The 26304-nt window shown below is 62.5% G+C and carries 24 protein-coding genes; 10 read left to right on the top strand and 14 right to left on the bottom strand.

The features are described from left to right. Positions 1 to 10: 10 nt before the first annotated feature. Complete coding sequence (gene gltX, locus C5J26_RS00610; RefSeq protein ID WP_105400088.1) at positions 11 to 1468, top strand: glutamate--tRNA ligase; 1458 nt, start codon at positions 11 to 13, stop codon at positions 1466 to 1468. 100 nt (positions 1469 to 1568) lie between these two features. Then, on the top strand, positions 1569 to 3068 hold the full coding sequence (gene lysS, locus C5J26_RS00605; protein WP_105400087.1) for a lysine--tRNA ligase: 1500 nt from the start codon (positions 1569 to 1571) through the stop codon (positions 3066 to 3068). A gap of 140 nt (positions 3069 to 3208) precedes the next feature. Here the strand turns inward: lysS and C5J26_RS33070 are convergent, their stop codons facing one another. Next, entirely contained in the window at positions 3209 to 4588 is a 1380-nt protein-coding gene (locus C5J26_RS33070) for a hypothetical protein (protein ID WP_206051144.1), read from the bottom strand. Between the two features lie 218 nt (positions 4589 to 4806). Here C5J26_RS33070 and C5J26_RS00595 point away from each other — a divergent pair, with 218 nt between their 5' ends. The 3 genes from C5J26_RS00595 to C5J26_RS00585 all read left to right on the top strand — a co-directional run bounded on the left by C5J26_RS00595 (position 4807) and on the right by C5J26_RS00585 (position 7499). Next, positions 4807 to 5208, top strand: coding sequence for a MarR family winged helix-turn-helix transcriptional regulator (locus C5J26_RS00595; protein ID WP_105400086.1), 402 nt, complete (start codon positions 4807 to 4809; stop codon positions 5206 to 5208). 74 nt (positions 5209 to 5282) lie between these two features. After that, a complete protein-coding gene (locus C5J26_RS00590) occupies positions 5283 to 6578 on the top strand; it encodes an MFS transporter (RefSeq protein WP_105400085.1) in 1296 nt (431 codons plus the stop codon). 123 nt (positions 6579 to 6701) lie between these two features. Next, entirely contained in the window at positions 6702 to 7499 is a 798-nt protein-coding gene (locus C5J26_RS00585; protein WP_105400084.1) for a class I SAM-dependent methyltransferase, read from the top strand. Positions 7500 to 7585: 86 nt separating this feature from the next. On the opposite strand, the gene tal is transcribed toward C5J26_RS00585, so the two are convergent. Continuing rightward, positions 7586 to 8551, bottom strand: a complete 966-nt coding sequence (gene tal, locus C5J26_RS00580) for a transaldolase (protein ID WP_105400083.1) — start codon at positions 8549 to 8551, stop codon at positions 7586 to 7588. A gap of 234 nt (positions 8552 to 8785) precedes the next feature. On the opposite strand from tal, the gene C5J26_RS00575 reads away from it, so the two are divergent. Further along, positions 8786 to 9739: a sugar-binding transcriptional regulator gene (locus tag C5J26_RS00575; protein WP_371681891.1), complete on the top strand. Its 954-nt coding sequence runs from the start codon at positions 8786 to 8788 to the stop codon at positions 9737 to 9739. A gap of 41 nt (positions 9740 to 9780) precedes the next feature. Here C5J26_RS00575 and C5J26_RS00570 read toward each other — a convergent pair whose 3' ends face one another. The 3 genes from C5J26_RS00570 to C5J26_RS00560 form a co-directional block, all read right to left on the bottom strand. Next, positions 9781 to 10029: a PilZ domain-containing protein gene (locus tag C5J26_RS00570; RefSeq protein WP_105400081.1), complete on the bottom strand. Its 249-nt coding sequence runs from the start codon at positions 10027 to 10029 to the stop codon at positions 9781 to 9783. 162 nt (positions 10030 to 10191) lie between these two features. Further along, positions 10192 to 11073, bottom strand: a complete 882-nt coding sequence (locus tag C5J26_RS00565) for a bifunctional helix-turn-helix domain-containing protein/methylated-DNA--[protein]-cysteine S-methyltransferase (RefSeq protein WP_105400080.1) — start codon at positions 11071 to 11073, stop codon at positions 10192 to 10194. Positions 11074 to 11221: 148 nt separating this feature from the next. Beyond that, positions 11222 to 11704, bottom strand: a complete 483-nt coding sequence (locus C5J26_RS00560) for a DUF2244 domain-containing protein (protein WP_105400079.1) — start codon at positions 11702 to 11704, stop codon at positions 11222 to 11224. A 36-nt stretch (positions 11705 to 11740) separates the two neighbouring features. On the opposite strand from C5J26_RS00560, the gene nth reads away from it, so the two are divergent. After that, complete coding sequence (gene nth, locus C5J26_RS00555) at positions 11741 to 12532, top strand: endonuclease III (RefSeq protein ID WP_105400078.1); 792 nt, start codon at positions 11741 to 11743, stop codon at positions 12530 to 12532. 34 nt (positions 12533 to 12566) lie between these two features. Here the strand turns inward: nth and C5J26_RS00550 are convergent, their stop codons facing one another. Further along, positions 12567 to 13280, bottom strand: coding sequence for a sulfate transporter family protein (locus tag C5J26_RS00550; RefSeq protein ID WP_105400077.1), 714 nt, complete (start codon positions 13278 to 13280; stop codon positions 12567 to 12569). A gap of 192 nt (positions 13281 to 13472) precedes the next feature. Between C5J26_RS00550 and C5J26_RS00545 the strand changes: the two genes are divergently transcribed. The 3 genes from C5J26_RS00545 to C5J26_RS00535 all read left to right on the top strand — a co-directional run bounded on the left by C5J26_RS00545 (position 13473) and on the right by C5J26_RS00535 (position 16899). Continuing rightward, positions 13473 to 13940, top strand: coding sequence for a carboxymuconolactone decarboxylase family protein (locus C5J26_RS00545; RefSeq protein WP_046668331.1), 468 nt, complete (start codon positions 13473 to 13475; stop codon positions 13938 to 13940). Next, entirely contained in the window at positions 13940 to 14797 is an 858-nt protein-coding gene (locus tag C5J26_RS00540) for a sigma-70 family RNA polymerase sigma factor (protein ID WP_105400076.1), read from the top strand. The genes C5J26_RS00545 and C5J26_RS00540 overlap by 1 nt, the downstream gene beginning before the upstream one ends. Before the next feature lie 347 nt (positions 14798 to 15144). Further along, on the top strand, positions 15145 to 16899 hold the full coding sequence (locus C5J26_RS00535) for a penicillin-binding protein 2 (RefSeq protein ID WP_105400873.1): 1755 nt from the start codon (positions 15145 to 15147) through the stop codon (positions 16897 to 16899). A gap of 72 nt (positions 16900 to 16971) precedes the next feature. On the opposite strand, the gene C5J26_RS00530 is transcribed toward C5J26_RS00535, so the two are convergent. From C5J26_RS00530 to C5J26_RS00495, 8 genes are all read right to left on the bottom strand, one after another. Beyond that, complete coding sequence (locus C5J26_RS00530; RefSeq protein WP_105400075.1) at positions 16972 to 18564, bottom strand: FGGY-family carbohydrate kinase; 1593 nt, start codon at positions 18562 to 18564, stop codon at positions 16972 to 16974. A gap of 48 nt (positions 18565 to 18612) precedes the next feature. Beyond that, entirely contained in the window at positions 18613 to 19323 is a 711-nt protein-coding gene (locus tag C5J26_RS00525) for an HAD family hydrolase (protein WP_371681875.1), read from the bottom strand. Between the two features lie 12 nt (positions 19324 to 19335). Continuing rightward, complete coding sequence (locus tag C5J26_RS00520; RefSeq protein WP_105400073.1) at positions 19336 to 20817, bottom strand: mannitol dehydrogenase family protein; 1482 nt, start codon at positions 20815 to 20817, stop codon at positions 19336 to 19338. 23 nt (positions 20818 to 20840) lie between these two features. Continuing rightward, positions 20841 to 21845, bottom strand: coding sequence for an ABC transporter ATP-binding protein (locus C5J26_RS00515; protein WP_046634483.1), 1005 nt, complete (start codon positions 21843 to 21845; stop codon positions 20841 to 20843). Positions 21846 to 21856: 11 nt separating this feature from the next. Next, positions 21857 to 22681 carry a carbohydrate ABC transporter permease gene (locus C5J26_RS00510; protein ID WP_105400072.1) on the bottom strand — a complete coding sequence of 275 codons (825 nt, stop codon included), beginning with the start codon at positions 22679 to 22681 and terminating at the stop codon, positions 21857 to 21859. Between the two features lie 9 nt (positions 22682 to 22690). Further along, complete coding sequence (locus C5J26_RS00505) at positions 22691 to 23563, bottom strand: carbohydrate ABC transporter permease (protein WP_105400071.1); 873 nt, start codon at positions 23561 to 23563, stop codon at positions 22691 to 22693. 215 nt (positions 23564 to 23778) lie between these two features. Beyond that, complete coding sequence (locus C5J26_RS00500) at positions 23779 to 25104, bottom strand: sugar ABC transporter substrate-binding protein (RefSeq protein WP_046634479.1); 1326 nt, start codon at positions 25102 to 25104, stop codon at positions 23779 to 23781. 146 nt (positions 25105 to 25250) lie between these two features. Continuing rightward, positions 25251 to 26204 carry a sugar-binding transcriptional regulator gene (locus C5J26_RS00495; protein WP_105400070.1) on the bottom strand — a complete coding sequence of 318 codons (954 nt, stop codon included), beginning with the start codon at positions 26202 to 26204 and terminating at the stop codon, positions 25251 to 25253. Positions 26205 to 26304 lie beyond the last annotated feature (100 nt).

Raw genomic sequence — 26304 nt, 5'->3', positions numbered from 1 at the left:
AGCATTCTTCATGATCGCCACGAAGCCCCGCGTCCGCATCGCCCCCTCACCGACCGGCGAGCCGCATGTCGGCACCGCCTATATCGCGCTCTTCAACTATCTCTTCGCCAAGAAACATGGCGGCGAATTCATCCTGCGCATCGAGGATACCGACGCGACGCGCTCGACGCAAGAATTCGAGCAGAAGGTTCTGGACGCGCTGCGCTGGACGGGCCTGACCTGGGCCGAAGGCCCGGATGTCGGCGGACCCTACGGTCCTTACCGCCAGTCCGACCGCAAGGACATGTACCAGCCCTATGCCCAGCAGCTGCTCGACAAGGGCCATGCCTTCCGCTGCTTCTGCACGCCGGAACGTCTGGAGCAGATGCGCGAAGGCCAGCGCGCCGCCGGCAAGCCGCCGAAATACGACGGTCTTTGCCTGAACCTGACGGCCGAGGAAGTGACCTCCAAGATGGCGGCGGGCGAAGGCTCGGTCATCCGCATGAAGATCCCGACAGAGGGCTCCTGCGACTTCCATGACGGCGTTTACGGCGACGTGTCGATCCCGTGGGATTCGGTCGACATGCAGGTGCTGATCAAGGGCGACGGCATGCCGACCTATCACATGGCCAACGTCATCGACGACCACCTGATGAAGATCACCCACGTGGCGCGCGGCGAGGAATGGCTGGCCTCGGTGCCGAAGCACATCCTGCTCTACCGCTATTTCGAGTGGGAACAGCCGGTGTTCATGCACCTCTCCCTGATGCGCAACGCCGACAAGTCGAAACTGTCGAAGCGCAAGAATCCGACCTCGATCTCCTATTATTCCGCGCTCGGGTACCTGCCGGAAGCGCTGATGAACTTTTTGGGCCTGTTCTTCATCCAGATCGCCGAAGGCGAAGAGATGCTGACCATGGACGAGCTCATCGAAAAGTTCGACCCGGACAACCTCTCCAAGGCCGGCGCGATCTTCGACATCCAGAAGCTCGACTGGCTGAACGGCCGCTGGCTGCGCGAAAAGCTGTCTCCGGAAGAGTTCATCGCGCGGACGCTCGAATGGGCGATGGAAAACCAGCGCCTGACCGAAGGGTTGAAACTGTCGCAGAGCCGAATTTCCAGGCTCGGCGAGCTGCCGAACCTTGCCGGCTTCCTCCTGTCCAACGATGTCGGCCTGACGCCTGCTTCGTTTGCTGGCCTGAAGACGAGCCCGGCGGAAACGCTGGAGATCATCAATACGGTGCAGGCGGATTTCGAAAAGATGCTCGAGTTCAACACCGAAACGATCGACGCCGAGCTGCGCGCCATTTCCGACCGTCTCGGCAAGAAACTGCGCGTCGTCACCCCGCCGCTGTTCGTGGCCATGTCGGGTTCGTCCCGTTCGCTGCCGTTGTTCGACTCGATGGCCCTGCTCGGCCGCTCGGTGGTTCGCCAGCGGCTGAAGGTCGCGGCGACGGTGGTGGCCTCGATGGTAGGCGACGGAAAGTAAAGGCATACGCGACGGGTCCCCTCCCCATTGTGGGGAGGATTACGCCGAGCCAGCCGCACCGGCGAAACAACATAAACCTGCCCGAAGAAGGCGAAACACGATGACCGACAACACGACGACCGAAACCGCCCTCTCCTCCGACGCCACCCAGGTGCGCGCCCAGAAACTCGCTTTGCTTCGCGAAAAGATCGGCGACGTCTATCCGGCGCATTTCCACCGGACGATGACCAATGCGGAACTGGCCGAGAAATACAAGAACCTGGAAGCGGACGTCGAGACGCAGGATATCGTCACCGTCGCCGGCCGGGTCTATTCCTCGCGCAATTCCGGCATGTTCATGGACATCCACGATGCATCCGGCAAGGTTCAGATCTTCTCCCACAAGGACACCACGCCGCAGGAAGCGCGTGACCTTTTGCCGATGGTCGATATCGGCGACATCATCGGCGTGACAGGCGTCGTGCGCCGCACCAAGCGCGGCGAGTTGACCATCAACGCCCAGAACATCACCATGCTCACCAAGTCGCTGCTCCCCATGCCGGAAAAGTGGCACGGCCTGTCGGACATCGAGCTACGCTACCGCAAGCGCCATCTCGACATCATGACCAACGAAGAGTCCAAGCTCCGCTTCCAGCAGCGCAGCCGCATCGTCTCGGGCATCCGTCGCTTCATGGAAAACGACGGCTTCATGGAAGTCGAGACCCCGATGCTGCAGGCGATCTACGGCGGCGCCACCGCAGAGCCGTTCAAGACCCACCACAACACGCTGAAGCTCGACATGTACCTGCGCATTGCGCCGGAACTGTTCCTGAAGCGCACGCTGGTCTCGGGCCTCACCGACAAGGTGTTCGAGATCAACCGCAACTTCCGCAACGAAGGCGTCTCCACCCGGCACAATCCTGAATTCACGATGATGGAGTGCTACTGGGCCTATGCCGACTACGAGGACATGATGGACCTCGTCGAGCGCATGTTCTCGACGCTCGCCATGACCATCCACGGCACGACCGAAGTGAAGTTCGGCGACAAGGAACTGTCCTTCAAGGGCCCGTTCAAGCGCGTGCCGATGCCCGATGCGGTGAAGGAAGCGACCGGTATCGACTTCCTTGCCATGAAGACCGACGAGGAAGCCCGCGCCGCCGCCAAGGCCGCCGGCTTTGCGGTCGAGAAGGACTGGACCTGGGGCGAATGCCTCGCCTTCATCTTCGAGGAAAAGGTCGAGGGCACGCTGATCCAGCCGAGCCACGTGACGCATTTCCCGAAGGACATCTCGCCCTTCGCCAAGGAAGTCCCGGGCGAACCGCGCCTCGTCGAACGCTTCGAGACCTATTGCAACGCCTGGGAACTGGGCAACGCCTTCTCCGAACTCAACGACCCGGAAGAGCAGCGCAAGCGCATGGTCGAACAGCTCGAACAGGCCCATGCCCGCGGCGAAAAAGACAAGCAGCTCGATGACGAGTTCCTCGACGCCATCGACCAGGGCATGCCGCCCGCCGGCGGCCTCGGCATTGGCGTCGACCGTCTCGTCATGCTGCTGACGGACTCACCGTCGATCCGCGATGTGATCCTGTTCCCGGCGAGACGCGCCAAGGCGGATTGATAGGGTTCGCCTCCGCCACCACGGCCACCACGGTCGTCATCCTCGGGCTCGACCCGAGGATCCACCGGCTGGGCACTGCGGATGCTCGATCCTCGGGTCGAGCCCGAGGATGACGACGGAGAGCCCGGTTTACTCCCCCCTCAATGCACGACCTTCTGAGCCGGATCCTTCGCATCCGAAGCCGACACCGCCCGGGCGGGTTTCGCGGGTGCAACTGGCGCCGGTTGGCCCCTGAGCTTTGCGAGCCATTCGGCGCCGGCGGCGTCCGCGTCCGTGGCGCCGGCGGTCTTGGCCGGAGCCGGTTCGGCATGCGCCGTTTCCGGCGGCTTCGCGTCGGAACGAACGGCATCGCCATCGGTCTGCTTCGACCAGCGCTTGCCGCCTTCCGCAGACGTGCGGGGCGCGGGCGCGGGTTCCGATGCCTTGGCGACGGCCGGGGCTGCGCCGGGTTTCTCCTGCTCGCCGCTGCCGGAGAACATGCCCATTATCGAGGCGAGAAAACCTCCCTCTTCCTTTTTCGGTTCGGCAGATGCGACCTGGGCAGCCGCGGCCGGCTTCTGGTTGCCCTGGCCCTGATTGGGGGCCTGATAGGCAATGGACTTGTTCGGTGCTGCGGGCGCCGGATGCGCGTCGGCTGCCGGAGCAGCATGGGTGGTGGCTGCCTGGGCAGCGGCATGGGTTTCAGAAGCGGCAGGATTGCCAGCGGGTGCATGGTCTTGCGCAGGGGCTTCCTGCCCAGAGCCGAAGATCATGCCGGTGACGGAACTGAAGAAGTCGCCGCTCTCCTTGGCAGCGACCTCGCCGCCATGCCCCTCGGCCGGAGCGCCGTGAGCGTCCGCCGGAGCGCCATGACCGTTCGCGACCGGTTCACCATGGCCGGCGGGTGCGCTCGGCGCGCCGTGACCGTCAGCCTTCGGCTTCTGGCCGTGTTCGCCTTCCGGCGTGGCGACAACCGGGCCGACGCAATCGGCGTGGTCGGTCAGCCGGGCGGTAAGCGCCTCGACATCCTCGAGCGGCAGGTCGATGCGCATGCCGTAATATTCGCCGTTCGAATTGGCGGTACCGTCGAGGTAGTATGCTGAATAGGGCTGGGCGTCGGTGCCTTCGGGCGCCTTCTTGGGGTCCGGGATATAGACGACCTGGGCGCCGATCGCGCGGCCGCGCATCTGGGCACGGTCGCGGGGGCCTGCCTTGTCGATCATCGCCACCTGGACGAGATCGGCCTTTTCCCTCTCCTGGACCGCCTTGGCGACACGCAAGGCCGTGCGGATGCGCGCCAGTCCGTCACCGGCCTCGTCGCTCACCACATATTTGCGGATCCAGTAACGCTGGTCCCGCTTGATCTTGACCGTTTCGAGCGCGGTACATTCCAGCCCGTTGATCTCCAGATAGGAGGGGCCGAGGATCTTGTCTGCGCCGATGAGCACAGCCGCCGCGCCGCTGCCACCGCCGAGAACGACGATACTGCCCATGAGGATGAAGACGAGCTTCTTGGAAAACCGGAACTTCAGACCCTTCACTTGCCGAACTCCGGCATGGTCAACTCCATTTTTACGCAGAACAACAGGATGGAATAGTGCCGGGATAGTCGCCTATTCTTGTTGAGGAAGCTTTAAGCCGCAGGGTTCTTTTCGCCCTCCGGAGGTCTTTCTCGCAGACGGCGTGCTTCATTCCGGAACGGCCCTGCTTTTGATGCATCCCTCTTGCACAAATCGAACCGCGGGTATATACCCGCTCTATGCCGAACGATACCTGCCATTGCATTCTGTTGCGCAAGGCCTCCCGAAAGGTCTCGTCCTATTACGACGAGGCCCTGGCACCGCTCGGCGTCAACATCGGGCAGTTCAGCCTGCTGCGCAACATCAACCGGCTGGCGCCGATCTCGCTGACCGATCTCGCCGTCCAGGTGGAACTGGATAGGTCGACGGTCGGCCGCAATGCCAAGGTGCTGGAGCGCATGGGTCTGGTGGCGATCGGCCATGGCGAAGATCAGCGGGAAGCGATGCTGACCGTCGCACCGCAGGGCCATGCGATCTTGAAACAGGGCGCGCCGCTGTGGGACGGCGTCCAGGACGATATCGAGGCCCGGCTCGGGGCCGAGAAAACCAGACAACTGCAGGAACTGCTTGCAGCCCTCTGATTTTTAACCAGAAGCGGGTATATACCCGATTTTATCAGCTGCCGGTGCGGCAACGACCAGGAAAGGGACAGACCATGATCTCCAATCGCGCCGCCCAATGGATGGCGGCCAGAAATCTGCATTATGGATGGGTGGTCGCCATCACCACATTCCTGACCATGCTGGCGACCGCCGGCGCCATGGGGTCGGCCGGTGTGATGATCCAGCCGCTGCATCAGGAGTTCGGCTGGGATATCGCCGACATCTCCTCGGCCATGGCCGTCCGCCTGGTACTTTTTGGCCTGCTCGGACCGTTCGCCGCCGCCTTCATGAACCATTTCGGCGTCCGCCAGGTCGTCACCTTTGCCCTGGCGCTGATCATGGGCGGCATTGTCCTGTCGTTGTTCATGACCCAGGTCTGGCAGCTCGTGGCGCTCTGGGGCGTGGTGATCGGCGTCGGCACCGGCATGACGGCGCTGGTCCTCGGCGCAACGGTCGCGACCCGCTGGTTTTCCAAGAGCCGCGGTCTCGTCGTCGGCCTCATGACCGCCAGCAACGCCACCGGCCAGCTCGTCTTCCTGCCGCTGCTCGCCGCCATGACGGAAGCCTATGGCTGGCGCACCGCGCTCACCTTTACGGTCGTCGTCATCTCCGCCGCGATGCTGCTGGTGCTACTTTTGATGCGCGACTATCCGTCCGATGTCGGCCTGCCGGCCTATGGCGAGACCGCGGTGACGCCGGCGCCGAAGCAGGACCACAAGTTCCTGGCGACGCTCTATTCGCCGATCGGCGCGCTTCGCCACGCCTCGAAGAGCGGCACCTTCTGGGTCCTGTTCGGCACGTTCTTCGTCTGCGGCCTCTCGACAAACGGGCTTATCCAGACCCACTGGATCTCGATCTGCGGCGACTTCGGCATGGCAGCGGTCACCGCCGCCAGCACGCTTGCGGTGATCGGCATCTTCGACTTCTTCGGCACCATCTTCGCCGGCTGGCTGTCGGACCGCTATGACAATCGTTGGCTGCTGTTCTGGTTCTACGGCCTGCGCGGCCTGTCGCTGGTCTACCTGTCCCTCTCCGGCTTCAGCTTCGTCGAGCTGTCGGTCTTCGCGATCTTCTACGGCCTCGACTGGGTGGCGACCGTGCCGCCGACCGTAAAGCTTGCCGCCGCCGAATTCGGCCGCGAACGGGCCGGACTGATCTTCGGCTGGGTGTTTGCCGGCCATCAGATCGGTGCGGCCACCGCTGCCTTCGGTGCCGGATTCCTCAAGAGCGACTTCAACACCTATATGCCGGCCCTGCAGATCGCCGGCGTGATGTGCATGATCGCCGCGGTTTCCGTCCTGCTGCTGCGCAAGCCGGGTACCGCCAAGCTGGTGCCGCAGCCGGCCTGATGACGCCACACCAGACCTCTCCGGCGGCCGTCATTCGCCGCCGGAGATTACCTGCCGTTGCAAAATTGCAAACTCGCCAGATATGATATTTGGTGCGCAAAGCGAGCCGCCGCGGGAGGCATCATGTCGTCGATCACCTCGGGCAACGCCGTTCAATATGCCGACAGCAGCAAGCTCGCTGCTCGCGGACGCCTCAACAGGGAATATACGATCGCCGAAACCGGCTGGTTTCCGTGGGTTGCGCGGAAACTGCCCCTGCGGGAGGGGGACTGCGTCCTGGATATCGGCTGCGGCCCGGCCTGGTTCTGGGCCTCCGTCATCAACGATATACCTGAAAATATCGATCTCACGCTTGCCGATCAGTCTTCCGGAATGGTGGAAGAGGCGCTCGCACGCTGCACGCCCCTGCCCTTCGGGTCGGTCACGGGCCGTCAGGCGGAAGCTGCCACCCTGCCCTTCGACGACGATAGCTTCGATGTCGTCATCGCCATGCACATGCTCTACCACCTGCCCGATCCGGCAGCCGGAATCGCCGAAATGTTCCGCGTGTTGAAGCCCAGTGGTTCGCTGGCGGTCACCACCAACGGCATGGGCAACATGCGCGGCATCTACGAACTCACCACCGTGTTCGGCAGCGAGCCATTCGATCCGAGCGCGGCCGTTTTCGGATACGACAAGGCCGAGGAGTTGATGCGCGCGAGGTTCGGCGATGTGACCTTCTCCCAGCACCCGGCAAGAATGCGGATTACAGATCCGGAGGACGTGTTTCTGGCATTGACTTCCTACCCACCCGGCGACGGCGCGGACGAGGCTCAATTGGACGCGTTCCGGCAAGCAATCGCCGCCGCATTCGAGCGCGGCAACGGCGTGCTCGAGGTGGAGAAGGAAACAGGCCTGTTCGTCAGCAGAAAGCCGGACTGATCGCGGCGCGGACCTGAGCCTTCGCCAAATACAGAAAGGCCCGTCGCGAGACGGGCCTTTCTTCATGCCGGCGGTGGAAGCGGGTATCAGGCGGCCGCGAGGGTCAGTTCCTTCTTGACCATCTGGCGCAGCGACGTGAGGTCCTTGGCGAAGGCACGAATACCTTCGGAGAGCTTTTCGGTCGCCATGGCGTCCTCGTTCATCATCCAGCGGAAGGACTTCTCGTCGAGCGACTGCAACGGCTCCGCGTTGAAGGTTTCCGGCACGAGCTTGCGCTCCAGCTTGCCGGTGTCCTTGTCGAGCTCGTCGAGCAGAGCCGGGCTGATCGTCAGGCGGTCGCAACCGGCCAGCGCTTCGATTTCACCGGCATTGCGGAAGGAGGCGCCCATGACGATCGTCTTGATGCCGTTCGCCTTGTAGTAATTGTAGATGGCACGCACCGACACGACGCCCGGATCGGTCTCGGCGGTGTAGTCCTGGCCGGTCGACTTCTTGTACCAGTCGAGAATGCGGCCGACGAAGGGCGAGATCAAGAACACTTTGGCTTCGGCGCAGGCGATTGCCTGGGCCTGGGAGAACAGAAGCGTCAGGTTGCAGTCGATGCCTTCCTTCTGCAGCACTTCCGCGGCGCGGATGCCTTCCCAGGTGGAGGCGAGCTTGATCAGGATGCGGTCACGCTCGATGCCGCGCTCCTTGTAGGAGGCGATGATCTGGCGGGCCTTGGCGATCGACGCTTCGGTGTCGAAGGAAAGGTCGGCATCGACTTCGGTCGAAACGCGGCCCGGAACCAGCTCGGACAGGGCGGCACCGACGGTGATCGCCAGGCGGTCGGCGACGGCGGACACGACTGCGTCCGGATTGCCGGACTGCTTGCGGCCCCAGGCGATCGCTTCCCGGACCTTGTCGGCGAAGATGGGCGTGCCGAGCGCCTTCAGGACGATGGTCGGGTTGGTGGTGCAATCCACGGGCTTCAGGCGGGCGACCGCCTCGATGTCGCCGGTATCGGCAACGACCGTGGTCATGGAACGAAGCTGCTCTAGTTTAGACGTCATCCGAATATTCCTCGATATATGGAGAACTAAACGCCTGTTGCGCGATTTGGCTCCTCCGGCGCGTTGGTAAGAACTATCCCCCGCCCGCGGTTAAAAAGTCAAGACATTTGTCCTTCGGAATTGACATATGTGTCAGTTGGAACAAGTATCATCTCGCTTGTCCATCATCGTCCCGGAGGCCCGTTGGCTAGGCTCAGACGCGAGACCCACACCGCCTATTCCGAAGCCGCCTCCATGAGGCTGCGGGCGGCATGGCTTTATTATAACCAGGGATTGACGCAGAAAGATGTCGCCGAACGGCTGGGCTTGAGCCGCTCGACTGTGATCCGCCTGCTCGACGAGGCTATGAAGCGCTCCGAGGTGCAGATCTGGATCAGCGAGGGCATCGATACCTGCGTCGAGCTGGCGATCCGGCTGGAAAAGGCTTACGGCCTCGACGAGGCCGTGGTCGTGCCCGCCCCGCGCGACAACAGCGCTGCGGCGCTCGCCAGCTCGGTCGGGCTGGCGCTGGGGCAATTCCTCTCCGAAGTGGTGCAGGACGACATGACCATCGGCGTCGGCTGGGGCCGCACGATGACCGCCTCGCTCGGCAGCTTTCGCCCGCCGCGGCGGAAGAACTGCAAGGTCGTGTCGCTGCTCGGCGGCATCGTCGCCGTACACCAGACCAATCCGATCGATTACACCTGGCGTTTCGCGGGCCAGCTCGGTGCCGAATGTTACATGTTCCTCGCCCCGCTTCTGGTCGACTCGGTCAAGACCAAAAGGGCGCTGATCGAGGAATGCGGGCTGAAGACGATCTACGACCTTGCCGAAAATCTCGATCTCGCGGTGGTGAGCTGCGGCGACATCGGCCCGCATTCCACCTCGCTGTCGGAAGGGTTCATTTCCAAGGCGGAGCTCGACCGGCTGATCGCAGCCGGCTGCGTCTGCGACACGATGTTCAACTTTCTCGACGAGGAAGGCCGCTCCGTGGATCACAAGCTGAACGAGCGGGTGATGTCGGTGGATCTCGATACGCTGAAAAAGGCCCGGCACATCGTGCTGTCATCGGGTGGCGCGCACCGGGCGGTCGCGATCCGCGCAACGATCCGCAGGATCGGGTGCCACACGCTGATCACCGATGAGACTGCGGCCAGGGAATTGTTGCGGCTGAACGAACCCTCCGAGAGCGCACAGGGGGCGGCCTGACCCTTGGCTGCACCACCGGCCGCGCGTGAACGAACGGGCAATCAGGCAGCCGTCAGGAACTCTACTCCGAGGGAATTGATCCGCCGCCAGCGGACTTCGCATTCGAAACGTCGGCCATCCGACAGGGCGAGGCCGAAGCTCTCCGGCACGGACAAGGCATTCTCGATCTTGATCAACGCGCCGCCGGCCGAGATTTCCTTGACGATGCAGTCGAAGGCCGAATGATCGCCATTGAAGATGATCTTGGCGCCTAGAAAGCTTTTCGATCTCTGGTATTTGCGCTCATGCACCCGACCGCGTCCTTCGACGATTACTTCAGTAATCGCTTATATTCCCCAATTGGCAATCCCGCAATCCTCAGAGGCCATCCATGACTTTTGCTGGCGACTTGGTATCTGCCTGCTCGCGGGCCGGCAATGGAACCTGAACGCTGAACTCAAGCGTTCGGCCCCTTACGCATTTCCCGCTTCCCAGCCCAGGATCGCCCGCTTGCGCGTCAGCCCCCAGTGATATCCGGTCAGCGCGCCGCTCTTGCCGAGTGCCCGGTGGCAGGGCACCACGAACGAGATCGGGTTGGCTCCAACAGCCGCACCCACCGCGCGGCTGGCGGTCGGCTGGCCGATGTCGTTGGCGACGTCGGAATAGGTGACGGCCTTGCCGAACGGGATCTTCAAGAGGCTCTGCCAGACGCGCACCTGGAAATCGGTGCCAATCAGCACGACCTTCAGCGGCCGATCGCAGGACCAGTTCGCACGGTCGAAGACGCGGCCGACATAAGGCGCCGTCATCTCCTGGTCGGCAACGTATTCGGCATTCGGCCAGCGGCGCATCATGTCGTCGAGCGCCGCCTGTTCATGGCCGAGATCGGCAAAGGCAAGGCCCGAGAGACCGCGATCCGTGGCCATGACCAGTGCCTCGCCGAAGGGCGACGGGTGGAAACCGTAGCGGATCGTCAGGCCGCCGCCGCGCGCCTTCCATTCGCCGGGCGACATCGCCTCATGGGTGACGAACAGGTCGTGGAGGCGGCCGGGACCGGACAAGCCGAGCTCGTAGGAGGCTTCGAGCAGCGGCAGTTCCTCCTTGCCGAGCAGGCGCTTGGCATGATCGAGGGTCACGGCCTGAAGGAAAGCCTTGGGCGACAGCCCGGCCCAACGGGTGAATACTTTCTGGAGCTGGGTCGGCGATTGGCCGAGCTCGGAGGCAATCGCCTCCAGCGACGGCTGGTCGCGGTAATCGAGCGTGATCATCTCGATGACGCGGCGGACGGTTTCGTAGTCGGAACCATCGGGCGTCACGTCGATAGGCGGCGAATCGATCTGGGCGAGAGCGTTCATGATCTATCTCCTCTGCAGCGCCGCGCACCGGCCAACCTGGACCTTGGGCGCGCAAAAATCGCTGTGCAACTGGTATGCTGCTTAGATGCGCCTTCGGCTTGACCGAAACCACCCGTTTCTTGCCCCTATTGCAGGTTTTCCAACCCACTTAGACGCGCTGCTTGACGGTTGCCAGGGCTCCTCTGAAGGCCTTGGCGAAACTTTCCCGATCGTCCGGATTGAGGAAGGAGCCGATATCGGTGCCGCGCCCCTCGCCCGTCACAGACATGGACGTGATGCCGAATTCCTCATGGCGGCGGACATTGAAGCGCGCCCAGAACGGATTGAAACGGTGCTCCACCACACGCCCCGCCGGCGAGAATTTCCGGATCGACAGGTTGCTGCGCGAGACAGTCACTTCCTCGCGCGCGCGGCCCGAGCGGTAGCTCATCTTCAGGGCGATGTAGAGGCCGAGGAAATCCAGCCCGAAGAAGAAACCGATCGGATAGGCGCCGGTAATCAGGAAAAAGCCGCCATAGAGGAGGCAGATGCCGCCCGTCAGAACCAGAACGATACGAAAGCCCGTTCTGCCGAGCGAACGGTAGGGCGTCAGTTCGGCTGCAAAAACGGGCTGTTCCTCGGAAACGTCCACGTTGATTTCCCTCCTGCGGGATGCCTATACAGGCATATGGCGACTCCAAAGATCAAATCCAAAACCAGCACCCCGCAAAAGTCAAATCACGCGCCCGAGCGCAAGGCCGCACCCAAACCCACGCGCTTCAAATCCGCCTATTCGAAAGCGGAGATGGAGGAGATTTTTCGCCGCTTTTCGGTGCAGCGGCCGGAGCCGAAGGGCGAGCTGGAGCACGTAAACCCGTTCACGCTGGTGGTGGCGGTGGCACTGTCCGCCCAGGCGACCGATGCGGGCGTCAACAAGGCGACGCGGGCGCTGTTCAAGGTCGCCGATACGCCCGAAAAGATGCTGGCGCTCGGCGAAGAGGGCGTCACCCAGTATATCAAGACGATCGGGCTCTATCGCAACAAGGCGAAGAACGTCATCGCACTCTGTCGCATGCTGATCGACGAGTTCGGCTCGCAAGTGCCGAAAACGCGCGAAGAGCTGATCCGCCTGCCGGGCGTCGGCCGCAAGACGGCGAATGTGGTGATGTCGATGGCCTTCGGCGTGCCGACACTGGCGGTCGACACGCATGTCTTCCGCATCGCCAACCGGCTCTTGATGGCGCCGGGCAAGACGCCCGACGAGGTCGAGGAAAACCTCCTGAAGGTGATCCCAGACCAGTATCTCTTCCACGCCCACCACTGGCTGATCCTGCACGGCCGCTACTGCTGCAAGGCGCGAAAACCGGAATGCGAGCGCTGCGTGATCGCCGATCTCTGCCGCTCGCCGGAAAAGACCGTCGACGTGCCGGCGCCGCTTGTGGAATTGCCGCAGCAGCTAATCGGCGAGCCCGTCGAGTAAGGCGGCGATTGCGGCCTCCCTGAGCCCTCCCCGCCTAAAGCTTGAAACCGGGATCGCGCTTTGAGACCGCCTTGTGGAGATGCACCATCAGGCCCGCGGCAAACAGCGGCGTCAGCAGGTTGACGATCGGGACCGCCAGGAAACACGCGATCAGAAGGCCAGCCAGGAACACGGTGGAGGAATGTTTCGAACGGAAGGCCCGTGCTTCCGCAGGCGTGCGGAACCGCATCGCCGCGAACTCGAAAAATTCCCGGCCGAGCAGATAGCCGTTCACCATGAAGAAGGCGATCAGGTTGATGCCGGGGATGAACAGCAGGAAAAGGGCCACGATATTGCCGACGATGACGACGCCCAGAAACTGGATCGAGCCGATGATCGCCTGGGCGAGCGGCATCGCCTTGCCGGGCGCATCGATCGGATAATCGCGCTTCTCGACCACTTCGGCGACGTCGTCAAGGAACAGGCCGGCGATCAGCGCCGTGATCGGCGCGATCAGCAGAGCGAGCGCCAGCGCCAGTCCGATGCCTGCAGCAATCGCCGCAAACAAGGTGAGCCAACCCGCCCAATCCGGCAGGTCCGGGAAAAAGGCCGCGAACCACGGCCAGGCATAAAAAATGAAGACTTCGCGCAGGGCGAACCAGAGACCGATCAGTACAAGGGCGGTGAGACCCAGCGTCTTCCAGAACACGGAACGGGTTTCGGGTGCGAAAAGGTTGGCGAGCGAAAGGCGTGCGGCGTCGAGGATCATCGGCGTCTCCAGGTTGGCGGGTGAGATGTAGGTGGGAGGGAGCGGCGGAGCAAGGAGCAGTGAGATGGCGGATATAGGAGAAGCGACCGCAGCCGGCTCCCCGCTCAGATATTCAGGAAAAATCTTGCGGACATGTCACATGGGCGGATCCTGTCTCGTCATGGTGTCGTAACCAACAGAAGGAAACGAACCATGAGTGCCAGACTTAACCCTTTCGCCGCCGCTCCCTCGCTGATGAAGGCCTGGATGGGCGTCTCGACCGATGTTGATGCGAGCCTCGAGCCCAGCCTCATCGAACTCGTAAAAATCCGCTCCTCGCAGATCAACGGCTGCGCCAACTGCATCAATATGCACACGATCGAAGCGCGGGCGCGGGGCGAGAGCGAGCAGCGCATCTACCTGCTGTCCGCCTGGCGTGAAGCTCCATGCTATTCCGATCGCGAGCGCGCTGCGCTAGGCTGGACCGAAGCCCTGACCCGGCTGTCCGAAGGTCATTCATCCGGAAGCAGCTACGAGGCTCTGAAAGCCGAATTCACGGAGGAGGAACAGGTGAAACTGACTTTGATGATCAATGTCATCAACGGCTGGAACCGCCTGGCGGTAGGCTTTGGCCTGTGGAACAACGCCGCGGGTGCCAAGACCGCTCAGGCAGCGGCCTGATGCAGGGTCTCGACCATTCGGACGCGGCAGCCAGCTTCGACCCGCTGCGTCCGAAGCTCATGCGCGTCGCCTACCGCATGCTCGGATCCGTATCCGACGCCGAGGACATGGTGCAGGAGGCCTTCATCCGCTGGATGAAGGCCGATCGCCAAGAGATACGCGAACCGGAGGCATTCCTGCGCCGCACCGTAACGCGGCTCTGCCTCGATCAGCTGAAATCGGCGCGGCGACAGCGCGAGACCTATATCGGCCCCTGGCTTCCCGATCCGGTCATGGAAGAGGAAAAGGAAGAAGACGTCACCTTGCCGCTGATGCTGGCGCTCGAACGCCTTTCACCGCTGGAACGCGCGGCCTTCCTGCTGCACGACGTTTTCGGGCTGGGATTCGAGGAAGTCGCAACCACCATCGAGCGTGACATGGCCGCCTGCCGCCAGCTTGCTGCCCGCGCGCGCACCCATGTTCGCGAGGCGAGAACTCGTTTCCAGGTCGACAAAAAACGGGGCGTCGAGCTTGCCGAGGCCTTCTTCGCCGCCTCGCGCAGCGGTGACATGACAGCGCTGGGTGCCATGTTGGCGGCAGACGTCAGCGTTCATGCCGACGGTGGCGGCAAGCGCCCTGCGGCCACGGAGCCCGTTCTCGGCTTCGAGGCGGTAATGAAAGTGCACGCCTATCTCGCGGATCAGTTTCAGAAGAACGGCTCCACACTCGTTCGCGCCGGGTTCGTCAACGGATTGCCGGGCTTCGTCACGATGGAGGCCGACGGTGAGTTGCAGACAACCGCGCTCGATATCGAGGACGGGAAGATCACGGCCATCTATATCGTGCGCAATCCCGACAAGTTGAGGCATCTGCATTAGCCCCTGCGAGGAGGCTCCCGGGCGCCGAGCCCGGCTCCATCCCACGCAACTCATCCCGGCGGTATCCATCGCCTTCCCTGCTTCGAACAGGTTGCCGAGTACTCCACCACAATCGGCGCAGACGAGAGAGATGGCGATGGCACGTCCAATCCCGACAAGCGTCGGTTAATCTTCCGCGCGCACTCGAATACAACTTTAATTGTATATTAATACAACTTTAAACATCTCCGCCACGCCAGGAACTCTCCTGTTGGCTTCCGGTTCAACCGCGTGCAGGCTGCAATCCAGCGGCTGACGAACCGCTCGATTTTTGCCTTCGACTGATATGTTTTTTGGATTTGTTCGGAATGATCTCTTTTGTCGTCCGGCTGAGAAGCCGTGCACATTTCATCGTTAGGAGCAATGTCGGTGCGAAAAATGCGACCTTCATGGGCGCAAGCGCGCGCCGGAAGAAAGAAGCACGGCAGAGGCTTGGGATCCTGATCGCCGGCTTCCTTGCGATCTATTTCATCGTCGGCGCGCGCCTTGTCCAATACGGTCTTGCCGAACCGGCCGCGACGGGAGCAATTTTCAGTAGTCCCGTCGCATCCAGGCCGGACATCGTCGACCGCAACGGAGCGCTGCTGGCCACCGACCTCAACATGACCTCGCTCTACGCCGACCCGCGCCGGATCGTCGATGCGGACGAGGTCGTCGAAAAGCTTGCCTTCGTCATCCCCAACCTCGACTGGAGCGAAACTCACAAGAAGCTGAGATCGCAGACCGCATTCCAGTGGCTGAAGCGGCAACTCACCCCGAAACAGCAGGCGGATATACTGGCGCTCGGCATTCCAGGCATCGGATTCAGACCGGAGAAACGTCGGTTCTATCCAGGCGGCGTCACCGCCTCTCACATCGTCGGCCATGTGAATGTCGACAACCAGGGCCTCGCCGGGATGGAGCGATATCTGGATCAGCAGGGCCTTGGCGACCTTCGCCTGGCCGGGCTCACCGGCGGGGTCCCGCTCGAACCCGTGAGGCTCTCCATCGATCTCCGCGTCCAGAATATCGTACGCCAGGTCGTCGCCAACGCGATGACCGCCTATAGGGCCGAGGCTGCGGGCGCCGTGGTTCTTGATGTCGATACCGGCGAGGTGAGGGCGATGGCATCGGTGCCCGACTACGACCCGAACGAACCGTCGCGGATGTTGCCTGACGGCAGTGTCGACAAGGACTACGAAAAGGGCTGGTTCAACCGGATAAGCAATGCCACGTTCGAGATGGGCTCGACGTTCAAGAGCTTCACGCTGGCGATGGGGCTGGACGAAGGCAAGATCACCCTGAATTCCGTCGTTGATGCGTCCCGGCCGATCCGCATGGGCGGTTTCACCATCAAGGACTTCCGCGGAAAGAACCGGCCGCTGACGATCTCCGAAGTCTTCCAGTATTCATCGAATATCGGCACCGCGGCGGTTGCGGATAGGGTCGGGATCGACGGCCATCAGCAGTTCCTCACGAAGCTCGGGCTTCTCTCCAGGATGGAGACCGAGATGCCGGGGGTGGCAACGCCAACCCAGCCGAGGACGTGGAAGAAGATCAACTCGGTCACCATCTCGTTCGGCCATGGTGTGGCAACCACGCCGCTGCAGACGGCGGTTGCCGCCGCCGCTCTGATCAATGGAGGTACTCTTGTTCCTCCCACGTTTCTTCCCCGCTCCCGACAAGAGGCCGAACAGGTTTCTCGCCCGGTGATAAAGCAGGGCACCAGCGCCGATATGCGCTACCTGTTCACCTGGAACGGCGTGAAAGGCTCCGGACGCGGCGCCCAGGTCGAAGGTTTCCAGGTCGGCGGCAAGACGGGCACGGCCGACAAGGTGATCAACGGACGTTATGCCAAGGACATCAATTTCAATGCCTTCGTCGCAGCCTTCCCGATGGACAGGCCCAAATACATCGTGCTTTCGATCATCGATGCTCCGCAGACAGGCGAACACGGCGGACGCACGGCGGCATCCACCGCCGCCCCGATGATCAAGGAGATTATCGGTCGATCAGCGCCGTTGCTCGGCGTGCAGCCCCGTTTCGGATCTTCGGGCGCTCCGAACCTGCTGATGAACTATTAGACTGCGGTGTCTCGACGGTTGCGGTGGCTGCAAATGCGCTGAAGCGCCCGGTCTTGCAAAGCCGCGCAGGGCCTACGACATCCCCCGTAATTCCTCCCGGTGACGGACCATCGCCAGGAACCGGCGGTAATCCAGCCCGTACTGCTCGGCCCGCGCCGGGTCCGGCAGCAACTCCGTCCCCCCGCCGTCCATCGCCTGCCCTGCTTCGAACAGCGAGCCGAATACGCCCCCGGCAACCGCGGCCGCCATCGCCGTGCCGAGCAGCACTGCGTCCCGGTTCTCCGGGATCACCACCTTGCGGCCGGTGACGTCGGCGTAGAGTTCGACCAGCAGCGGGTTGTTGACGTGGCCGCCGGTGACGTGGAGGGTTTCGAAGCGGTAGCCGTAACCCGAAAGCGCATCAAGAATGTGCCTGATGCCGAGCGCGATCGAGACGCAGGTGCGCCAGTAGAGCCGGCAGAGGCCGTCGAAGGAGGTGTCGAGCGTCAGGCCGCTGATGACGCCGGTCGCGTGCGGGTCGGCAAGCGGCGAGCGGTTGCCGTGGAAATCCGGCAGGACGTGGAGGTTCGGGGCGATATCGCCCTCGGTCTCGCTGCGCAACTCTCCGACGCGGGCGATGATGCGGCCATGCAGTTCCGCCGTCGGTTCGCCACCGGCCGCGTGCATCATCACGATATGATCGAGCAGCGCGCCCGCGGCCGATTGTCCGCCCTCGACCAGCCAGTGGCCGGGCAGGATCGCCTCGTAATAGGGACCCCAGAGGCTGCGGCCGGGCTTGGAATCTTTCGTGAAGGCGACGATGCAGCTCGACGTGCCGCCGATCAACGCCACGCTGGTCTCGAGCGTCGAGCCACCCGAGGCACCACCCGACACCCCGCCGAGCACGCCGAAGGCGCCGGCATAGGCGTCGATCATGCCGGGGGCCACCTGCACCTTCGTGTCGAGGCCGAGCCCATCGGCCGCCTGCCTGCTCAGGCTTCCCAGACTTGTCCCGACGCCGATCGTTTCGTCCGGCAGACCGCCCTTTTCGAGCAGGTCTTCGAGGCCGGCAAGCGACAGGTAATCGGCACTCCAGCCGGGGTTTTCGTGGGCGAGATAGTTCCACTTGGCAGTCAGCGTGCAGCGGGAACGTGCGGGCGAGCCGGTCGCCTTCCAGGTGAGGAAATCGGCGAGATCGAAGAGATAGCCTGCCTTCGCCCAGCTTTGCGGCAGATGCTGTTTCAGCCACATCAGCTTCGGCATTTCCATCTCCGGCGACAGCGAGCCGCCGGAAAATTCGAGCACCTTGTGGCCGGTGGCGGAAAGCTGGTCGGCTTGTTTGATCGCCCGATGGTCGAGCCAGACGATGGTGTCCTGGTTGGCCTTGCCGGTCGTGGAAACCGTGAGCGGCCTGCCCTCCCGGTCGCGGGCGACGAGCGAGCAGGTGGCATCGAAGCCGATCGCGGCGATACGGTCGGCAGCGATGCCTGCCTCCGCCATAGCCTCCCTGACGGCGCGGCAGGTGGCCGCCCAGATATCCTCGGAATCGTGCTCGGCGTGGTTTTGCCTGGGGCGGAACATCGCGATCGGGTGCTTGGCCTTGGCAAGCAGGCGCCCGCTGCGATCAAAGACGCCGGCGCGGGCGCTGCCCGTGCCGATATCGACCGCAACGAGATGATCACGCATCCGGATTCGTTTCCTGTCCCTTGTCGCCCTGCAGTTCCAAGGATCGCACTAAAGCACGGTCGAAGAAACGGAGCCGCTGCGACCCTCTATATGTTTTTGGACAAGGTGGATCAAATCCGGCATGGCGTCAAACACGACTTCCGGCGAAAGCGCGTCGATCTGCTCCCGGTAGCCGGGAACGCTGGCATGCGAACCGCCGACGAAGGCAAAGACCGACATGCCGGCGCTGTGGCCCGCCTGAATACCGGCGGGACTGTCCTCGATGACGATGCAGTTTTTGGGATCGGCGCTCATTTCGCTGGCCGCATGCAGGAAGAGATCCGGCGCCGGCTTGCCCTTTTCCACCATCGTGGCGGAAAATATGTTCGGCTCCAGCTTGTCGATCAGCCCGGTCAGCGTCAGCGACAGACGGATACGTTCCGGCTGGCTGGACGAGGCGACGCAACGGCGGAAATTCAAGGCATCCAGCGCCTCGGTTATGCCCGGCATCGGCTGCAGTTCGGCGCGGAAGCGGGCGTAAAGATCGTGGCGCATGTCTTCGAGAAAGGTATCGTCCGCCTCGACACCGAATTCCTCGCGCATCGTCTTGGTGACGGTGCCGAGGCTGCGGCCGAGAAAACGGCGATAGGCTTCCTCCGCGTCCATCTCGACCCCCTTGCGGCGCAGCGCATCGACCAGCACGCGCACGGAAACCGGCTCGCTGTCGACGAGAACCCCGTCGCAATCGAAGATCACCAGTGGTCCCGCCGCCTGTTGCACGTCCATCACCCGCTATTTGACGAGCTTGCCGTCGAGATAGAGCTCGAGCGTCTTTGCCGTCCCTTGCTCCCAGAGCGTCTTCAGCGCATGCGCAAAGCGGGTGCGGAACAGCTCGGATTTCGCAACGTCGCCGAAGATATCGCCAAGCGCAAGGAAGGCGTCCGGGTTATCCTTGGCTTTCAGCGCCGCGGCGTTCAGGCGGTCGGCGCTGGCGTCGTTGAAGACGATCTCCTTGCCGCTGTCGGAGGTGCCGGCGAAGTAGCGGCACCACAGTGCCGAGACCAGCGACAGGCCGATGATGTCCTGGCCCTTGGCGAGCCGGTCGGCCGTCGAGGGCAGGATGAATTTCGGTTGGCGGTTGGAGCCGTCCTGCGCCAGCCTGGGGATGGTATCGCCGATCTTCGGGTTGGAGAACCGCCGCTCGATCAGCTTGTAGTAGTCGACGAGGTTGGTATCCGGCACCGGCGGGATGACCGGAATGATCTCGTCCTTCTCCAGCTTTTCCAGAAAGCCGCGGATCAGCCTGTGCTCCATCGCCTCGTGCACGAAATGGATGTCGAGAAGGGCGGCCGGATAGGCAATGGCTGCATGCCCGCCGTTGAGGATGCGTATCTTCATCAACTCATAGGGTGCCACGTCCGGCACGAACTGGACGCCGACCTCTTCCAGCCGCGGCCGGCCGGCGGGGAACTTGTCCTCCATCACCCACTGCTTGAATTCCTCGCAGAACACCGGCCAGTTGTCGTCGATGCCGAAATCGTTCTTGAGGATGTCGATCTCGCGCTGGCCGGTCGCCGGCGTGATGCGGTCGACCATCGAGCTGGGAAAGGCGACGTTCTCGTGAATCCAATGGGCGAAGTCCGGATCGGAAAGCCGGGCAAGCCCGATAATCGCGTTCTCCGTCACCTCGCCGTTTCCGGGAATGTTGTCGCAGGACATGATGGTGAAGGGTGTGACGCCGCGTGCCTTGCGCTCCTTCAGGCCGGCGAGGATCAGGCCGAAGACGGTCTTCGGGCTCGAAGGGTTCCGGCCGTCCTCGGCGATTGCCGGGTGGGCGGGATTGAACCGGCCGGAAGCGTCGATGAAATACCCGCCTTCGGTGATCGTCATCGAAACGATACGGATTTTCGGGTCGGCCAGCGTCTCGATCAGGGTCGCGACGTCGCCGGGGGCAATGATGTCGATCATCGGCGCGGTGATGCGGGCGGCGGTTCTGTTGTTGTCCTGCTCGACGACGGTGGTCAGGAAATCCTGCGCCTTCAGCTTGTCGCGCATGGCACCGTCGGACGGCATGACGCCGGCGCCGATGATTGCCCAGTCATGCGCCTTGCCGGTGTTGAACAGGTCGTCGAGATAGATCGCCTGGTGGGCGCGGTGGAAATTGCCGACGCCGAAATGCACGATGCCGGCAGTCAGGCCCTTGGGATCATAGGCCGGCACCGCGGCGGTGGCCGCAGCGTCCTTCAAGCTCGCCAGCGAAAGCTTCACAGTCATTGTCTTTACTCCGATATGGCCGGTCAGGCCTTCAGGGCGAGGCCCTTGTCGTCGAACCGATGCAGCTTGGCCTCATCGGGCGTCATGTAGACCGTGTCACCGTGATAGGCGCCGAACTCCCCGTCGCATCGCGCGGTGATCTGGCCGATGCCCTCGACATCGAGATGCAGGAACGTGTCGGCGCCGAGATGTTCGGCGACCTTCACCGTGCCGCGCCAGATGCCGCTGTCCTTGGAAAGGTTCAAGTGTTCCGGCCGGATGCCGGCGGTCTTGGCATTTTTCGACTGCGCATAGGCACCGTCGACGAAGTTCATGTGCGGGGAGCCGATGAAGCCGGCAACGAACAGGTTGCGCGGGCTCCTGTAAAGATCGAGCGGCGAACCGACCTGCTCGATATTGCCTCGGTTCAGCACCACGATCTTGTCGGCCATGGTCATCGCTTCGACCTGGTCGTGGGTGACGTAGACCATCGTCGTCTTGAGCTGATGGTGCAGGTCGCTGATCTCCAGCCGCATCGTTCCGCGCAATGCGGCATCGAGGTTGGAAAGCGGCTCGTCGAACAGGAAGGCCGAGGGTTCACGGACGATCGCCCGACCGATCGCGACGCGCTGGCGCTGGCCGCCGGAGAGCTGCGAGGGGCGCCGTTCGAGATAGTCGGTGAGGTTCAGCACGCGGGCCGCATCCGTCACCTTCTTGTCGATCGCGGATTTTTCCATCTTCGCCATCTTCAGCGGGAAGGCGATGTTGTTGCGCACGCTCATATGCGGATAGAGCGCATAGGACTGGAACACCATCGCCAGGCCGCGTTCAGCGGGGGCAGACTGGGTGACGTCCTTGCCGTCGATCAGGATATGTCCGCCGCTGACATCTTCCAGCCCTGCAATCAGGCGCAGCAGCGTGGACTTGCCGCAACCGGATGGGCCGACGAAGACGACGAATTCGCCGTCAGTGATTTCGAGATCGATCGACGGAATGACCTTGGCCTCGCCGAACACTTTCGACACTTTTTGGAGCGTGATGCTGCCCATGTCCGTTTTCCTTACTTAACCGCGCCAAACGTGAGGCCGCGAACGAGTTGTTTCTGTGAGAACCATCCGAGGATGAGGATCGGCGCGATCGCCATGGTGGACGCGGCCGAAAGCTTCGCCCAGAACAGGCCTTGCGGGCTGGAGAACGAGGCGATGAAGGCCGTCAGCGGCGCCGCATTGGTGGTCGACAGCCGGATCGTCCAGAACGACTCGTTCCAGGCGAGGATGATGTTGAGGAGCAGCGTCGAGGCAATGCCCGGCACCGCCATCGGCGTCAGCACGTAGACGATCTCCTGCCAGAGCCCCGCCCCATCCATCCGCGCCGCTTCCAGGATTTCGCCCGGGATTTCGCGGAAGTAGGTGTAGAGCATCCACACCACGATCGGCAGGTTGATCAGCGTCAGCATGACGGTCAGGCCGATGCGGCTGTCGAGCAGGCCGAAATCGCGAAACAGAAGGTAGATCGGCACCAGAACCGCGACCGCCGGCATCATCTTGGTGGAAAGCATCCACATCAGGATGTCCTTGGTCCGCTTGGTCGGCGAGAAGGCCATGGCCCAGGCTGATGGGATCGCGATGATCAGCGCCAGGATGGTGGAGCCGACCGACAGGATCACCGAGTTCATGAACGGCTTCAGGTAATCACGCTGCGTCTGCACGGTGATGTAGTTCTCGAACGTGCCGGACGGCCAAAGGCTGAAGCCCGCGATCGCTTCCGGCTCGGTCTTGATGCTGGTGATGATCGTATAGAGGATCGGGAAGAAGATGATCAGCGCGACGATCCAGGCGGCGGCGGTGGCGGTGACCTTGTGTCTTGTCGTAACGTTGCGTGCCATGATCTTCTCCTACCGGTCCAGGTTCTTGCCGACGGCGCGCATCAGGAAGAAGGCGACGATGTTGGCGAGCACGACTGCGATAATGCCGCCTGCCGAGGCACCGCCGACATCGTAGCCGAGGAGCGCCGTGCGATAGATCAGGAAGGCGAGGTTGGTGGAGGCGTAACCGGGGCCGCCATTGGTGGTGACCAGGATTTCCGCATAGACGCCGAGCAGGAAGATCGTCTGGATGAGGATGACGACGGTGATCGACCGAGCGAGATGCGGCAGCACGAGATAGACGAACCGGTTGAGGAAATTGGCCCCGTCCATCTCCGCCGCTTCCTTCTGCTCGCCGTCGAGCGACTGCAGCGCGGTCAGCAGGATGAGCGTTGCGAACGGCAGCCACTGCCAGGCGACGATGACGACGATCGAAAACAGCGGATATTGCGCGAACCAGTCGACCGGCCGGAGCCCGAAGAACCTCGAGATATCGGCAAATACCCCGTAGCTCGGATTCATGATCATGTTCTTCCAGACGAGCGCGGCCACCGGCGGCATCACGAAGAAAGGCGATATGATCAGGATGCGGACGATACCCTGCCCGAAGATCGGCTGGTCGAGGAGGAGTGCGATGGCGATACCGCCGATGACGGTGATCAGCAGCACCCCGCCGACGATGACCAGCGTGTTCCAGATCGACTGGAAGAAGGCGGGGTCGGTATAGAAGAACTCGTAGTTGAACAGACCCGTAAAGCTGACATTGGACGGATCGAGCAGATTGTAGTTCTGGAACGAGAACCACAGCGTCATCGCCAGCGGTACGATCATCCAGACGAGAAGAAGCAGAACGGAGGGCGCCATCATCAGGCGCGCCAACGTCTTGGTGTTTTGCGTTGCCATATCGACGCCCTCCCATGGAACGTGGTCGTTCCAGTTATCCCGCGCCTTTTTCTTTTGGGGAAGGAGACCGACGCAGGATGCAGGTTTTTGTTGTTGTCTGGTTGTTGCCGGATTGCCTTGCCTAATCGCCGGCCGCCTCAAATCTCAAGGCGGATGATCTCGGCCAAGATCCGGCTGTCCGGCGCAGGATTGCCGGACAGCCGTGGCTCTGGAGCTTACTTCGGATAACCAGCGCGCTTCATTTCGCGCGTCGTAGCCGTCTGGGCCTGGGCAAGCGCATCGGCGACCGTGGACTGGCCGGCGACGACTGCCGAGAACAACTGGCCGACATTCGTGCCGATCGCCTGGAATTCAGGGATCGCCACGAACTGGCCACCGGTATAGGGCACCGGCTTGACGGTCGGCTTGGTGATATCGGCAGCGCCCATCGCAGCAAGGGTCGGGGCTGCGAAGGCGGCGGCCTTCTGATAGTCGGCGTTGTTGTAGAGCGAGGTGCGGGTGCCCGGAGGAACGTTGGCCCAACCTTCCTTGGCGGCGACGAGCTGGGTATATTCCTTGCTGGTTGCCCAGGAGATGAACTTCTGCGCCGAGTCAGCCTTCTTCGAAGAGTTCGGAACCGCGAGGTTCCACGACCACAGCCAGTTGCCATGGTTCTTCATCTCGCCCTTCACCGGGAAGAGCGCGTAACCCACCTTGTCGGCAACCTTGGAATCCTTCGGGTTGGAAACGAAGGAGGCGGCCACGGTGGCGTCCATCCACATGCCGCATTTGCCCTGCTGGAACAGCGTCAGGTTTTCGTTGAAGCCGTTCGAGGATGCGCCGGACGGGCCGGCATCCTTCATCAGGTCCACGTAGAACTGCAGCGCTGCCTTCCATTCCGGCTGGTCGAACTGCGGGGTCCACTTTTCGTCGAACCAGCGGCCGCCAAACGAGTTGGTGAGCGCCGTGATGAACGCCATGTTCTCGCCCCAGCCGGCCTTGCCGCGCAGGCAGATGCCGTTCACGTCGGTCTTGCGGTCGGTGATCTTGCGAGCCGCATCGCCGATGAATTCCCAGGTCGGGTTTTCCGGCATCTTGAGGCCGGCCTTCTCGAACAGGTCCTTGCGATACATGATCATCGCCGACTCGCCGTAGAACGGCGCGGCATAGAGCTTGCCGTTGACGGTCAGACCGCCCTTGATCGCCGGCAGGATGTCGTTGGTGTCGTACTTGTCGCCGAGCTTGTTCAGCTCGAGCAGCCAGCCCTGCTTGGCCCAGATCGGAACTTCGTAATTGCCGATCGTCAGGATGTCGTACTGGCCGCCCTTGGTGGCGATGTCGGTGGTGACACGCTCGCGCAGCACGTTTTCTTCCAGCGTGACCCAGTTGATCTGGATATCCGGGTTCGCCTTGGTGAACTCGGAAGTCAGGCCTTGCATGCGGACCATATCACCGTTGTTGACCGTCGCGATGGTGAGGGTTTCAGCCGAAGCTGCGGTGGAGAAAAGGCCGGCAAGCGCCAGCGCCGAGCAGGCGCCCAGCAAAATCGTCTTCAATGTCATATCTTCCTCCCAGAAGATGAGTAACGAGCATTCGCTTTGCTCATGGGCAATTACCCACATAATGGCGGAGAAAGTCAATCACCAATCGTCGCTGCAATGCAGCAGACATCGGTTATCTGATTGATTTTGCTAGCTGTAATTTTTGCTCACCGACCGAGCAATTGCTCCGCAGTCGCCTCGTCGGTGATCACACCGTTGATGATATTGCCCTTGAGCGCGGCGGAAATCGCCTGGAACTTTCTGCGTCCCTGCGCCAGACCGATGACGGAGGAGGTCTCCCGCGAGGGGATCGGCACGCTGGCGACGCGATCGTTGATGGAATTGGCGAGAAGCCGGCCCTGATTGTCATAGACCCAGCCGCAGATCTCGCCGGCCGCGCCTTCCCGGACGAGCTTTTGCATTTCCTCCTTGCCGAGAAAGCCGTCGACGCAGAGTGGCCCGTCGGCCCCAAGTTCGCCGATGCCCACGAAGGTAACGTCCGCCTGCGCCCCGAGTTCGAGCGTCGAGCGCACCAGCGCCTGGTCGTGCAGGGTCTCGCGCTCCTCGGCGGAGGAACAGAGAACCGGCAGCGGCATAGGAAAATGCCGCGCCTTGATGGCGTCCGCCATCGAGAAGATGACGTTGTAGAAGGCGGCCGATCCGTCCGGCCCGATATTGCCGGTCAAGGACACGATACGGTGCTGCGGGCACTCCATCGGCGGCAGCTGGTCGACGGCAGCCTTCAGCGTCCGGCCCGTGCCGACCGCGATGACGATCGGGTCCGGGCGCTTCAGCCAGCGTTCGATCTCGGCGGCACCGGCTTCGGCGATCCCGACGGTGCTGGAGCCCCCCACCGGATCGCTCGGCACCACTTCGACATGCTTGAGGTCATATTTCTTGCGCAAGGCCTCGGCGAGTTCCAGGCAGGCTGCAATTGGGTGGTCGAGGCGCACCTTGATCAGCCGTTCGGCAACCGCGAGCGACACCAGCCGCTGGGCCGACTGCCGCGAAATGCTCATGGCCGCGGCGATCTCGTCCTGGGTTCGCCCCGCGACGTAGTAGAGCCAGCCGGCCCGCGCCGCATCGTCGAGCCGCCCTTGCGTATCAGACCGTTTTGCCATGGCAGAAATTCTCCTCCACCTGTTGCTGCCATGGTTTCGGATGGTCTGTCAAACGGTTGGAAGAACGGGGCGGAGCAACGCAACCTGTATAATATAGCCT

It is taken from the genome of Neorhizobium sp. T7_12 (genome assembly GCF_002968535.1).
Classification (GTDB): domain Bacteria; phylum Pseudomonadota; class Alphaproteobacteria; order Rhizobiales; family Rhizobiaceae; genus Neorhizobium; species Neorhizobium tomejilense.
This window is presented reverse-complemented; position numbering and strand designations above follow the sequence as displayed.